At 66.4% G+C, this 12,555-nt stretch carries 12 protein-coding genes; all 12 read right to left on the minus strand.

The window, feature by feature from the left end; translation table 11 throughout:
- Window positions 1–41: 41 nt before the first annotated feature.
- The 12 genes from MF134_RS05360 to MF134_RS05415 all read right to left on the minus strand — a co-directional run bounded on the left by MF134_RS05360 (window position 42) and on the right by MF134_RS05415 (window position 12,450).
- The gene (locus tag MF134_RS05360; protein ID WP_255338372.1) at window positions 42–455 is read right to left on the minus strand and encodes a cytochrome C oxidase subunit IV family protein; all 414 of its coding nucleotides are present in this window, start codon (window positions 453–455) and stop codon (window positions 42–44) included.
- Entirely contained in the window at window positions 452–1,126 is a 675-nt protein-coding gene (locus tag MF134_RS05365) for a cytochrome c oxidase subunit 3 (RefSeq protein ID WP_255338373.1), read from the minus strand. Before MF134_RS05365 ends, MF134_RS05360 begins: the two co-directional genes overlap by 4 nt.
- Window positions 1,119–2,777 (minus strand): cytochrome c oxidase subunit I, encoded by a 1,659-nt coding sequence (gene ctaD, locus MF134_RS05370; RefSeq protein ID WP_255338374.1) that lies wholly within the window; start codon window positions 2,775–2,777, stop codon window positions 1,119–1,121. The genes MF134_RS05365 and ctaD overlap by 8 nt, the downstream gene beginning before the upstream one ends.
- On the minus strand, window positions 2,774–3,733 hold the full coding sequence (gene coxB, locus MF134_RS05375; RefSeq protein ID WP_255338375.1) for a cytochrome c oxidase subunit II: 960 nt from the start codon (window positions 3,731–3,733) through the stop codon (window positions 2,774–2,776). Before coxB ends, ctaD begins: the two co-directional genes overlap by 4 nt.
- On the minus strand, window positions 3,726–4,595 hold the full coding sequence (locus tag MF134_RS05380; protein WP_255338376.1) for an SCO family protein: 870 nt from the start codon (window positions 4,593–4,595) through the stop codon (window positions 3,726–3,728). Before MF134_RS05380 ends, coxB begins: the two co-directional genes overlap by 8 nt.
- Window positions 4,592–5,206 (minus strand): hypothetical protein, encoded by a 615-nt coding sequence (locus MF134_RS05385; protein ID WP_255338377.1) that lies wholly within the window; start codon window positions 5,204–5,206, stop codon window positions 4,592–4,594. Before MF134_RS05385 ends, MF134_RS05380 begins: the two co-directional genes overlap by 4 nt.
- Window positions 5,203–6,303 (minus strand): hypothetical protein, encoded by a 1,101-nt coding sequence (locus tag MF134_RS05390; protein ID WP_255338378.1) that lies wholly within the window; start codon window positions 6,301–6,303, stop codon window positions 5,203–5,205. Before MF134_RS05390 ends, MF134_RS05385 begins: the two co-directional genes overlap by 4 nt.
- Complete coding sequence (locus tag MF134_RS05395) at window positions 6,300–6,755, minus strand: c-type cytochrome (RefSeq protein ID WP_255338532.1); 456 nt, start codon at window positions 6,753–6,755, stop codon at window positions 6,300–6,302. Before MF134_RS05395 ends, MF134_RS05390 begins: the two co-directional genes overlap by 4 nt.
- A 118-nt stretch (window positions 6,756–6,873) precedes the next feature.
- Window positions 6,874–7,425, minus strand: a complete 552-nt coding sequence (locus tag MF134_RS05400) for a DUF3341 domain-containing protein (RefSeq protein WP_255338379.1) — start codon at window positions 7,423–7,425, stop codon at window positions 6,874–6,876.
- On the minus strand, window positions 7,422–8,810 hold the full coding sequence (gene nrfD / locus MF134_RS05405; protein ID WP_457589947.1) for an NrfD/PsrC family molybdoenzyme membrane anchor subunit: 1,389 nt from the start codon (window positions 8,808–8,810) through the stop codon (window positions 7,422–7,424). Before nrfD ends, MF134_RS05400 begins: the two co-directional genes overlap by 4 nt.
- Window positions 8,807–11,797, minus strand: a complete 2,991-nt coding sequence (locus MF134_RS05410) for a 4Fe-4S dicluster domain-containing protein (RefSeq protein WP_255338380.1) — start codon at window positions 11,795–11,797, stop codon at window positions 8,807–8,809. The genes nrfD and MF134_RS05410 overlap by 4 nt, the downstream gene beginning before the upstream one ends.
- Window positions 11,794–12,450 (minus strand): cytochrome c3 family protein, encoded by a 657-nt coding sequence (locus tag MF134_RS05415; protein WP_255338381.1) that lies wholly within the window; start codon window positions 12,448–12,450, stop codon window positions 11,794–11,796. Before MF134_RS05415 ends, MF134_RS05410 begins: the two co-directional genes overlap by 4 nt.
- Between the last annotated feature and the right edge of the window lie 105 nt (window positions 12,451–12,555).

Below are 12,555 nucleotides of genomic sequence, written 5' to 3' on the forward strand. Positions count from 1 at the left end.
GGCCGCGCCCCGAAGATGGCGTTGGGGGCGAAGATTGAGCGCTACAGCCCCCGCTCGCCTTCGCCGACGCGCCCGACCGCGGGCGGTGGCTCGATGCTCGATCCGAACGGCCCGGCGCGGGTCAGGTAGTCCGACAGCGTCAGGCCGAAGAGGATCGTCAGCCAGACGATTCCAGCCATCCCCGACAGCACCACGACGGTCATCGCCCGCCGCATGTGCATGAAGAAGATCAGCACCAGCGCGGCCATGACCGCGGCGATCAGGAGCGAGACGAGAAGGCTGAGCGAGCCGAAGAGCGGCAGGAGGGCGAGGATCAGTGACAGGGCGGCGAGGCCGACGAGGGCCGCAAAGACGGTCACTTCGGGAAAGAGGTCGAGCCCTTCGAAGGCCCGCTTTGCCCGCGCCGACATCGTATCCTTCGCGGCGGCACCCGCTTTTTCGCTCTGGGCGCTCATCCGGCCCTCCCGGCGAGATAGAGAAGCGGCCACAGGAACAGCCACATCAGATCGACGAAGGCCCAGTACAGCCCGGCGATGCGAACCCTGGAATTGTCGGACAGCGAGAAGTTGCGCCGCCGCGCCATCTCCCAGATGACCGCCCAGATGCCGAGCCCCACCGTCATGTGCACCGCATGGAGGCCGGTCATCACCCAGTAGAGTGACCAGAACAGCTTCGCCGCCGGCGCTTCGAGCGGAAAGTCGGGGCTGGTCGGGTAGAGGTGATGGTGGATGTCGAGCCAGTACTCGAAACCCTTGGCTGCCAGGAAGGCGAGGCCGAGAAGGATGGTGATCCCGATCAGGAGAAGAACGGCATCATGCCGGTTCTGGCCCGCCGCCTTCACCGCCAGCGCCGCCGTCAGGCCCGAGGTGAGCAGGATCGCGGTGTTGATCGTGCCGATGAGGATCTCGGTCTCGGCCGCCGCCTCGAAGAACGGTCCGGGATGGAGCAGCGCATAGACCAGATAGGCCGCGAACAGCCCACCGAAGAACAGGATTTCGGTCGCAAGGAAGATCCACAGGCCGAGATCGTGAGCGGCCTTCTGCTGGGAGAGATCGTGAAAGTGGGAGGCGAGGGCGCGGGGCGGCAGGGCCGCCGCCTCCTGTCCGGGAAAAGGGGTCTTACTCATCGCGCGGATTCCGTCGCGGATGATAGGCGTAGACGTCGCCGGAGACGTCCGGATTGGCCAGGAAATTATGCTTGGGCGGCGGCGAGGTGGTCTGCCATTCGAGCCCGTGGGCGCGCCAGGGATTGCGACCCGCCTTGCGACCCCAGATCAGCGACCAGGCGAGATAGAAGAGCGGCATCAGATAGGCCGCCGCCAGGATCACCGCGCCCGCCGACGACAGGACGTGCCAGACCTGAAACTCGTCCGGATAGGCGTGGTAGCGTCGCGGCATGCCGATATTGCCGAGGATGAACTGGGGGAAGAAGGTCAGGTTGAAGCCGAAGAACATCAGCATCGCCGCGATCCGCGCCGCCGTCTCGGGATACATCCGACCGGTGATCTTCGGCCACCAGAAATGCAGGCCGGCGAAGAAGGCCGATACCATGCCGCCCACCATGATGTAGTGGAAATGGGCGACGACGAAATAGGTGTCGTGCATGTGAAGATCGACGGGCACCGAGGCGAGGAACAGCCCGGTCAGTCCGCCCATGGTGAACAGGCCGACGAAGCCCATGGCATAGAGCATCGAGGCCTCGAAGGTGATCTGGCCGCGATAGAGCGTCGCCGTCCAGTTGAACACCTTGATCGCCGAGGGCACCGCCACGATGAAGGACAGGAAGGAAAAGGTCAGCGAGGCGTACATGGACTGCCCGCTCGTGAACATGTGGTGGCCCCAGACGAAGAAGCCGATCACCGCGATCGCCAGCAGCGCATAGACCATCGCCTTGTAACCGAAGACCCGGCGCCGCGCGAAGCAGGTGATCACCTCGGTCACCACGCCCATGCCGGGCAGGATCATGATGTAGACGGCCGGATGGGAGTAGAACCAGAACAGGTGCTGGAACAGGATAGGGTCGCCGCCATACTCCGGATTGAAGATGCCGAGCCCGAGCAGGCGTTCCGTGATCAGGAGCGTCAGCACGATGGCGAGCACCGGCGTCGACAGAAGCATGATCAGGCTGGTCGCATAGATCGCCCAGACGAAGAGCGGCATGCGGAACCAGCCCATGCCGGCCGGGCGCATCGTATGGACGGTGACGATCATGTTGACGCCGGTGGCGATCGTCGAGAAGCCCGAAATAAACACGCCGATCGCCGTCAGCGAGACGTGGGAATTTGCGAAAGCCGTCGAATAGGGGGTGTAGAAGGTCCAGCCGGTGTCGACGCCGCCGGCCAGCATCGCCCAGACGGCGAAGCCGCCGCCGATGATGTTGAGATACCAGGAGGCGAGATTGAGCCGGGGGAAGGCGAGGTCCTTCGCCCCCAGCATCAAGGGAATGAGGAAGTTGCCGAGCACCGAGGGGATCACCGGCACCAGGAAGAACCAGACCATGACCACGCCGTGGAGCGTGAACACCTTGTTGTAGCCGTCGTCGGTCAGAAGGTCGCCGGCGGGGGTGAAGAGCTCCAGCCGGATCAACACCGCCGCCGCGCCACCGATGAAGAAGAAGAACGTCGTCGAGATCAGATAGAGAATGCCGATGCGTTTGTGGTCGGTGGTCGTCAGCCAGGACCAGAGCGAGAAGCGCTCCTCCAGATAGTTCGCCTCGGCGGTGCTCGGGCCCGCCTCGTCCTCTTCGAGGTCGACGTCTCTAAACGGAATGTCGCTCATGGCGTCCCCCCGGTTGCGGTGGCGTCGCGACGGCCCAGGCTGCGGATATAGGCGGTGAGGGCGACGAGTTCGCCTTCGTCGAGGGCGCCGGCAAAGCTCGGCATGATCGGCGCAAACCCGGCCACAACGTCCTTCTTCGGCTGCAGGATGGAATCGCGGATATAGGCGTCGTCTGCCGTCACCGTGCGCCCATCGGCCAGCGGTACGGGCCCGCCGAACACCCCTTCGAGCCGCGGCGCCCGCACCTTGGACGAGCCCTCATGGCAGCCGGCACAACCGCGCGAAACGAAGAGCTGCCGTCCTTCGGTACTCAGATCGTCGCCCTCCGGCTGTATCGACAGCCAGTCGGCATAGGCTTCCTTGGAAAGGACCACGACCCGGCCGATCATCGCCGAATGCTCCGAGCCGCAATATTCGGCGCAGAACAGCCGGTAGGTGCCGGTGCGGGTAGGGCGGATGCGCATCCGCGTCGTATGGCCGGGCACCACGTCCTGCTTCAGCCGGAAGGCCGGAATGTAGAAGGAATGGATCACGTCCTGGCTGTTGAGCACGAGGTCGATCGTTTCGCCGACAGGCAGGTGCAGCTCGTTGATCTCGCGCTGGCCGCCGGGATGCTCGATCTTCCACATCCATTGCTTGCCGACGGCATGCACCTCGGTGGCCCGCTGTGGCGGCACGGCGAGGGCGAAATCTTGCGAGGCCGCCCAGGCGAAGATCGCGACGAAGAGACCACCGGTGGCGAGCGTCCAGCCGAGTTCGAGGTCGCTGTCGAACCAGGCCGGCAGGCGTCCGCGGCTCGCCTTCGAGCCCTTGCGGTAGCGGATGGCGAAGATGCCGACGAGGCCCGCGACCAGGAGTGTGATCAGGCTCGAAATGATGATGAGGCCCAAAAGCTTGCCGTCGGTGGAACCGGCCTCGACGCTCGCCTGCGGCAGGATGATCTCGATCTCACCCATGGCCGTTCTCCCCGGCCGGGAGGGGCGTGATGCCAGCCTGTCGCTCCGGTCGGGACCGGCGCCTTTCGCGAAGAAGCATGAGGCCGACGAAGCCGGCGACCAGCGCCACCGTACCGCCGCATCCCGCCAGAAGCATCCGGTCGACGAGCGGCGTATAGCGGCCGGTCTCCGCATCCCAACCGTAGCAGGAGAGGATCGCCCGTTCGATGATCGTGCCGGCCTTGCCGCCCGACGCCTCGATCAGGGCGAAGCGGAGCGTTTCGGGCTCGAGCGAGACGAGATCGAGGGCGCGGACGATCCGCCCATTCGCCCCGACGAGCAGTGCCCCGGCAGGGTGGGCGAACTGGTCGCGCGTGTCGTCATAGGAGGTCTTCAGCCCGGCCGCGTCGATCAGACGGGCGGTGTCGGTGGCCGAGGTCGACAGGAACGCGGCCTCGCCGAGCGATGCGGCCTGCGGATTGCCGGCGAGCCAGGCGGCGCGGTCCTCGGCGTTGTCCCGCGGATCGAAACCGATGACGAGGATGCGATGGTCGATGCCGCCCTCCTTCAACGCGGCTTCGGCCGCCGCGAGGGCATTGACCGCGACGCCACAGACGGTCTCGCAGGTATAGTCGACGAAGGCGACGAGGCCGGCTTCGCCCCCGAGCCGGGCACCGAGGTTTGCCGTCTTCCCCGCCGCGTCGTCGAAGGGGATGTCGGCAGGGAGCGTCCGGCCTGCCCGGTCGGCAAAACCGACATCACTCAATTCGGCGCGCGTGAGTCCGGCCTGAGCCGGTCCTGACAGGGTGGCAGCAATCGTCCAGACAGCGAGCATCAGGGTCGCAGCGCCGCGGCGGATGGAGATGCGCAACCGGCCGGTCATCCGCCGCCCCCCGTCTGGCTCTGCGATCCGGGATCGGGTGTGCGATAGGTCGGCGTGCCGGAAAGCTCCGAGGCCGGGACCCGCGTGTCTTCGCCTTCGAGCCCCGGCATGGCCGGTCCGCTTTCGCCAGCCTCTGTTTCGCCGGCCGTCGGTGCCATCGCGCCGGTGCCAGCCCCGGCGGTGAAGCCGGCGGGCGCCAGCGTGCCGCCGCTCGCCCTTCCTGCCGCGATCTGCGCCGCCATGGCGCGTTTGGAGGGCGAATCCGGAACGTCGGCGGGGTCGAGAAGCGGCGCGAGCGGATCGCCGCGTTCGAGCAGCCGCTCCATCGCCGCCTCGATCGGCATCGCTCCCTCGATCAGCGCCTTCTGCTGACGGCGTTCGGCTTCCAGGAGGTCCACCGCCGGGTTCACTTGGAGCCGAGGCGCAGGAAACTCGGAAGCTTGTTCCTCCGCCATCTCGGTCGGCCAGATGCCGAGCATGTACTGAAACGCCCCGGCGAGAAGCGCCATGACGAGAATCGCCGTGCCGAGGGCGACCAGAACCGGAAGGACGACCCGGCGGGCGGGAACGTCGGCGTCGGCCTGGATCGGGGTCGCGAGTTCCTCGCTCACGGAGCGCCTCCCGTGGCTCGGGCGGCAGTGCTGCGCCGGCTTTCATCGCTTGAGCGCGAGCGGCTCCGTCCGCCGCCCTTCGCCGCGGCGATCATTGCCATGGCCGCGGCGGCAAGGGCAATGAGTGAGAAGACCACGCCCAGCGCATTGTCAAAGGTCGGCGCCATTTCCCACCAGAGGAACAGAAGTGCCGCGACGAGGGTGACGAGCCCGGCGAAGCGGGTGGCACTGCGGCTTTGCCTGAGCGCGGTGCGGCTGAGGATGACGAAGGCGAGCGCCGCCGCGCCGAGTGAAAGGATCAGGACCCCCTGCCAGAGAACCGAACCGCGCAGGAGATAATACTCGACCTTCTCCGGCAGATTGCCCGACCATTGGACGAGAAACTGCATGAATGTCATGTAGACCACGCCGAGAATCGAGGCGAGCGTGAGCTTGGCAAGGTCGTCGCGGGGACGGGCCTCGCCGCCCGCATCGACCCAGAGAAGCAGCGCCAGAGCGATGGCGATCTGGGTGATGGCGAAGAGCGCGCCAAAGGTGGTGGAGGCCCAATGGGGCTCCAGCGACATGATCCAGTCGATCGCGGCGAAATTCACGGTGAAGGCGTAAAGCGCGAGAAAGAGGCCGCTGGCGATGCGATTGACGAAGGCGAGCCCCGCCGCCGAGACCGCCATTGCCGACCAGAGCGCCAGGATGAAGACGAGGCGGATGCCGAAACCGAGCGGGTTGAGATAAAGGCTTGCAACCGCCGGCCGCTCGGAGAGGGCTCCTTCGCCGATCCAGGGATAGATGGCGAACTGCAAGACGATCAGAGCCAGACCGGCGATTGACACGAAGGGAACTGTCGCCGCCAAGCCTTCCAGGGTGGGCCGCGCCGCCTCGCCCCAGAAGCCGCCGGTCAGCCGGTGGGCGTGCAACAGGACGCTCGCCCCCATGCCGGCCGAGATCGCGAGCACGAAGGCGGCGAGATAGGCCTCTGCCATCGCTTCGGCCGCCAGAATGACGAGGATGACCGCCGCCAGCGCCAGGATCGCGAAGAGCCGCTGGGATTGCGGAGGCTGCGCCCGGACATGTCTGAGGAAACGACCGGCAAGGCTCATCGGCCGGCCTCCCCGCCTGCGTCCGCCATCTCGCCGGCGCCGGCGAGCTGCAGCGCGCGGATATAGGCCGCGATCGCCCAGCGGTCGCGCGGCTCGACGCGGGCGGCGTAGGAGTACATCACTCCCCAGCCATTGGTGATGACGTCGACGAAATGCTCGGCCGGCGCGGCCCGGAGGCGTGGCTCCATGTAGGAAGGCGGCGGCGGAAAGCCGCGCTCGACGATGATCCCGTCGCCCCGGCCAGCGAGTCCGTGGCAGGGCGTGCAGTAGATCTCGTATTGCGCGCGCCCCCGATCGAGCAGCGCGGCGTCGACTTTCGGCGGCGTCCGCAGGGCGGCGATCCGCTCGGGCTCGTCGCGCGCCACCGTGCCGAAGGGAATGGCGCGCGCCTCGGCATTCTGGTCGAATGCTTCGGCCGAGGAATAGGGCTTCAGCTTGGGTTGCTCGACCATGTCGTTGCAGGCGGAGACGAGGCCGGCGCAGAGGAGGAGTGCGAGGATGCGTGCAGCACGAGCGCACGGCCACTGACCCCCGGACAACAGGGCGACAAGAGCGGGAGCGGGAGGAGAGTCAGATGGCTGTCGCATCGCCCCTCTCCTGTATCGTGATCGGCCGGTACCGGTCGAGAACCGCCCGCACTTCGCCATCGGCTTCCTGGTCGCCGCGAAGCTCGATCTCGAGAAAGAAGCGGTCGTCGCTCGCGCGCTCGAAACCCTCCCAGTCGAAGACGCGATGGTTGAGCCTCGGCAGGTTCGAGCCGATGATCATGGTGAGGAAGCCGCCGATCGCCGCCGAGATGATGGTGATCTCGAAGGTCACCATCATGAAGGCCGGCCAGGCGTTATAGGGCCTGCCGCCGGAATTGAACGGATAGGCGACGACCGAACTCCAATATTGCAGGAAGAAGGCGGCGAGCGCCCCGCATATCGCGGCCACGACCATGATCGTCCGCACCTTCGAGGGTCCGGCGCCTCGCGCCGAAAGCACGTCATCGATCTCCGACAGGGCATAGGGCGAATAGGTCTCGAAGCGATGCGGGCCTTTGGTGCCCACGAGTTCGCGCACGGCCGAAACCAGCGCGTCTGCGGTCGAAAACTCGGCCATGATCATCCGCACAGTCATCGCGCCGCGCCCTCCTTGTGGGCGAGTTCGCGAATCTCGTGGATCGAGGCGGCCGGGATCACTTTGGCGAAAAGGAAGAACAGGAAGCAGAACAGGCCGAAGGAGCCGAGGAACATCAGCCAGTCCCAGATGGTCGGGACGTAGAAGGAGAAGGTCGATGGCAGATGGCCGTGGGCGAGCGTGTTCATGTTGATGAGAATACGCTCGAGCCACATGCCGACATTGACCAGCACGCCGACGATGAACAGCGGCACGAGGCCGCGCCGGAAGCGGCGCCACCAGAAGAGCTGCGGCGCCAGACCGTTACAGGCGAGCATCATCCAGTATAGCCAGCCATAGGGCCCGAAGAACTGGAAGGCGATCAGGCTGCGCTCGGCCTCGCCGCCGGAATACCAGCCGGCGAACCATTCGAACGAGTACGAGAAGCTCATGATGATCCCGCCGAGAAGCAGGATCTTCGCCATCGCGTCGAGATGATCGAGGGTGATGATCGACTGAAGGCCGAGGGCCCAGCGGATCGGGATCGTCAGTGTCACCACCATGGCGAAGCCGGAGAACATCGCGCCGACGACGAAATAGGGAGGAAAGATCGTCTCCTGCCAGCCGGGCATCAGCGTCGCGGCATAGTCGAGGCCGACGACGGAGTGGATCGAGACGACCAGCGGCACGCCAAGGGCTGCCATCGCGTAGTAATAGGAATTGTAGTTCTTCCACTGGCGGGACGAGCCGTTCCAGCCGAGGGCGAAGATGCCATAGGCGACCTTGGTGAAGCGGTGTTTGGCCTTGTCGCGCAGGGTGGCGAGGTCGGGGATGAGGCCGGTGTACCAGAACAGGATCGAGAACAGGATGTAGCAGGCGATCGCGAACATGTCCCAGACGAGTGGCGAGCGCCATTGCGGCCACAAGGTCATGGTGTTCGGATAAGGCGCCAGCCAATAGGCGAGCCACGGCCGCCCCACGTGAAGCAGCGGGAAGATGCCGGCGATCGCCGCCGCAAACAGCGTCATCGCCTCGGCATAGCGGTTGATCGAGGCGCGCCAGCGCTGGCGGGTCAGAAGCAGCATGCAGGAGATCAGCGTGCCGGCATTGCCGATGCCGATCCACCAGACGTAGTTCGCGACCGCAAAGCCCCAGACCACCTCGGAATTGACGCCCCAGATGCCGGTGCCTTCGACGAGAAGCACGAGGATCGAGATGCCGAAGAGGATGACGCCGAGAAACGACACGCCGACCAGCACCAGCCACAGGCGCGAGGGCTTCCGGAAGATCGCCGCGGCCACCTCGTCGGTGATCGTGCCATAGGGCATTTCGGCGGGCATCAGCCCGTCGCGCGTGCGCCCGTGATTGGCGATCAGTTCGCGGCCGGTGAGGGTTGCGTCGCTCATGTCGCGTCGCCCTCCTCGTCTGGGGCCTTTGCCGCGCCGAGCTCGGGCTGGACATGGGCCAGATAGGTGGTGCGCGGCCGCGTGCCGAGCTCCGCCAGCAGCGCGTAATGATGCGGCTCTTCGCGCAGCCGGTTCACCGCCGAACCCTTCTCGGACAGATTGCCGAAGCTGATCGCCTCGGTCGGGCAAGCCTGCTGGCAGGCGGTGACGACCTCGCCCTCGGCGATGATCCGCCCCTCGCGCGTCGCCTCGCGGCGGGCGCCGGAAATCCGCTGGACGCAATAGGTGCATTTTTCCATGACGCCGCGCGCCCGGACGGTCACATCCGGGTTCTGCAGGGCATTCAGCATCGGGTCGCCGAGATCGGCATATTCCTGGCCGGCCGCATAGCCGAAGAAATTGAACCGGCGCACCTTGTAGGGACAGTTCGACTGGCAGTCGCGCGTGCCGACACAGCGATTGTAGACTTGGACGTTCAGCCCTTCGGAATCATGGATCGCCGCCTCGACCGGGCACATCGGCTCGCAGGGCGCCTTTTCGCAATGCATGCAGGGCACCGGCTGCGTTGCGACCCTTGGCGCATCCTCCTCGCCCTCGAAATAGCTGTCGATGCGCAGCCAGTGCATGTCCCGGCCGCGGCGGATCTCCTCCGGCCCGACGACCGGCACGTTGTTCTCGGCCTGGCAGGCGACGACACAGGCATTGCAGGCGATGCAGAGCGTCTGGTCGATCACCATCGCCCATTCATAGGGACCGCGCTCGAATTCCGGGAAGAGCGTCGGCGGTTCGCCTTCGAAATGCGCGCCGGTCTCGTGACCTTCGTCGAGATCGCCGAGCGGCACGGTGCGCACGATCTCGCGGCCCTCCATCTGATGCGACCCTTGCGTTGTCGCCAGCGTGACATGGGCGCCGATGGGCGTCGCGGTCGCCTCAGTGAACCACAGGCTGTCCCTCGTGCGCAGCGGATAGACGTCGGTGCCGATGCCGCGGGCGATCGAGCCGATCGTGCGGCCATAGCCGAGTGTCACGCCGATCGTGCCGCGCGCCTGACCGGGCACGGCCATGGTCGGGATGGTGATGCGCTGCTCGTCCGCCGTGTCGAGGGCGATGAGCGAGCCGTCGCGAAGCCCCAGCGCGCGATGATCCGCCGGGTGCATCGCCGCCGCATTTCCCCAGACCTCGGAGGTGATCGGCCGCGGCGTTTCCTGCAGCCACGCATTGTTGGAGAACCGACCGTCCCAGACGCTGGTGTCGGGGTTGAACACGATCTCGAAGGCGCCGTCGCCCGGCGGGGCGTCGGAGAGCGGTGGGAGATCGAAAGCGCCGGGTTGCGAGAAGTCGCTCGAAGGGGCTCCGTCGGCTCCCTCGACCCCGGTGTCGGGGACGAGGCCGGTTGCGAGGACGTTTCGCCAGAAATCCTCGAAACCGCCTTGGGCCGCCTCGTCGGAGCCGCCGCCGCTGCGGCGCTGGCTCCAGGTTTCGTAGACCGCCTGATGGCTGCTGACCGCATAGTCGCCGGCAAGGGCCGCCAGAAGCGACAGCGGCGAATGGCCTTCATAGAGCGGCGAGACCAGCGGCTGGACGATCGAGACGAGCCCGGACTTCGCCCGCGTGTCCCCCCACTCCTCCAGGGGATGAAGCTGCGGGATCTGCCAGCGGCACGCTTCGCTCGTCTCGTCCTGATAGAGCGAGAGATGAACGCTCGTCGGCACCGCTTCGAGCGCGCCGGCAAAATCGAGGTCGGCCGGGGCCGTATAGACCGGGTTCGCGCCGAAGATGACGAGTTCCTGGACGGCCTCATCCCGCATGCGTTCGGTGAGGCTGGCCAGTGCTTCGGCTGACGTTCCGGCGGTCTGTTCGATGATCGGCGGCAGAATCCGGACGGTCTCGCCCAGCGCGCCGAGATGGGCGTTGATCCGGTGCGCGAGCGCGTGGACATGCGGCGGCTGCGCCTCGCCCACCATGACGAGCGCGGCTTGTCCGGCGCCGCGAAGCTCGGCGGCGAGCGTTTCGACAAAGGCCTCTTCCCGTCCCTTGAGCCCATCGGGGGCCACGATGCCGGGCACGCCCAGCGCGGCGGCCGTCGCGCGGAGTAGCCGGTCACCGCGCGAGCGGGGAAGCGGCAGCCGCAGATCGGCGGTGGCGCCGGTGCCGGACATCACCGGCTCGGCGACGGCGAGCCGCGTCATGGTTCGGCTGCCGGTGCGGACCTTGCGCCCTTGTGCGAAGGCGCGGGCGAGCCCGACCTGTTGCGGGCCCGGTCCGAGGAAGTCGGCGTCGAGGGCGAAGATCGCCTTCGCCCGATCAGGGTGCCAGGCGAGGGCTCCGTCGTCGCCGAAGGCCAGACGAACGCCCGCCCGCTCATTGTCCCGGCCGACCGGCTCGAAGACGGTGTGCCGCAGCTTCGGAAAGCTCTCTTTCAGCGCCGCCATCAGGCGTTGGAATGTCGGCGAGGAGACCGCGCCGGTCAGGATTTCGAGCCCGTCGCCCTCGCTCTCCTGCCAGCGCGCCCGCATGCGGGTCAGGTCGCCGAGGAAATCGTCATAGGTCGAAAAGCGTCGGTCCTTCCTCACCAGCGAGGCGCGGCCGGGATCGTAGAGCGAGAGCACCATCGCCTGATGGAAGGCGTCGGTGCCGCCGAGCGAGGCCGGATGGTCGGGATTGCCGTCGATCTTGGTGGGCCGGCCTTCGTGGCTTTCGGCGAGGAGGCCGGTGGCGATGCCTTCGAGTTCGAAGGCCGTGGCGAAATAGCGCGGCTTGCCGGCGACGAGCCCTTCCGGCATCGTCACATAGGGCACGATCTCCTCCGCCGGCGCCGAACAGGCGGTGAGCGGGATCGCGGCCGAAAGCCCCATCAGTTTCAGGACGCTGCGCCGGTCGAACGTCGTGGATCGCGCCTCGGGCAGAAGCTCCTCGCCGGAGGGAGCCGGCCAGCTGTCCGAAACGAAGGCCTCGCGCGGCCGGAAGGGGGTGGGAGACGAACTCATCGATGGCACACGGAGCAATCGGTGAGGTGGTCCTTGCGGATGCCGTAATGGGCCAGAAGCGCGCGTCCCTTTCGTCGCTGATCGGCGGGTTTTTCCCAGGCCGTGTTGTAGATTTCGGATTCCGGGCGAAGGTTCTTCGCCGGGTCGCGATGGCAATCCAGGCACCAGCCCATGGTCAGCGGTTCGGCCTTGGCCATCAGCGGCATGTCGGCGACGTCGCCATGGCAGGAGGAGCAGCCGACGCCATTGGTCACATGCACCGAATGGTCGAAATAGACGTAGTCCGCCAGGTCGTGCACCCGGTTCCAGCGGATCGGCGTGTTGGTGGCGAGACTCGCGCGGATCGGCGCCAGCATCTCGGCATTGGTCCAGATCTGCGAATGGCAGGTCATGCAGGTCTCGGTGGGCGGCAGGCCGGCGAAGGCGGCCTTTTCCACCTGGGTGTGGCAATAGCGGCAGTCGATCCCGAGTTCACCGGCGTGATGGCGATGGGAGAAGGGCACCGGCTGCTGCACATAGGCGCCGACGCCGGTGTAGTAGCTGGAGCGGTAATAGGCGAAGCCGCTGACCGCCATGGTGAGGGGAAGGACGACGAGGGCGAGGAGGCCCAGTCGGAGGAAAAGGTCTGCCCGGGCGGAAAAGAGCTGCGCCAATCCCGATTCCCTTCGACGGTTTCCTATTCCATGCTCGACCAAAAGCTTAGAGGCGGTCCAATCGGCGGCAATGCAATTTCGTCAGGCTCGGTGAAATTTTCTCGG

Source organism: Jiella marina (assembly GCF_024359545.1).
Classification (GTDB): Bacteria; Pseudomonadota; Alphaproteobacteria; order Rhizobiales; family Rhizobiaceae; genus Jiella.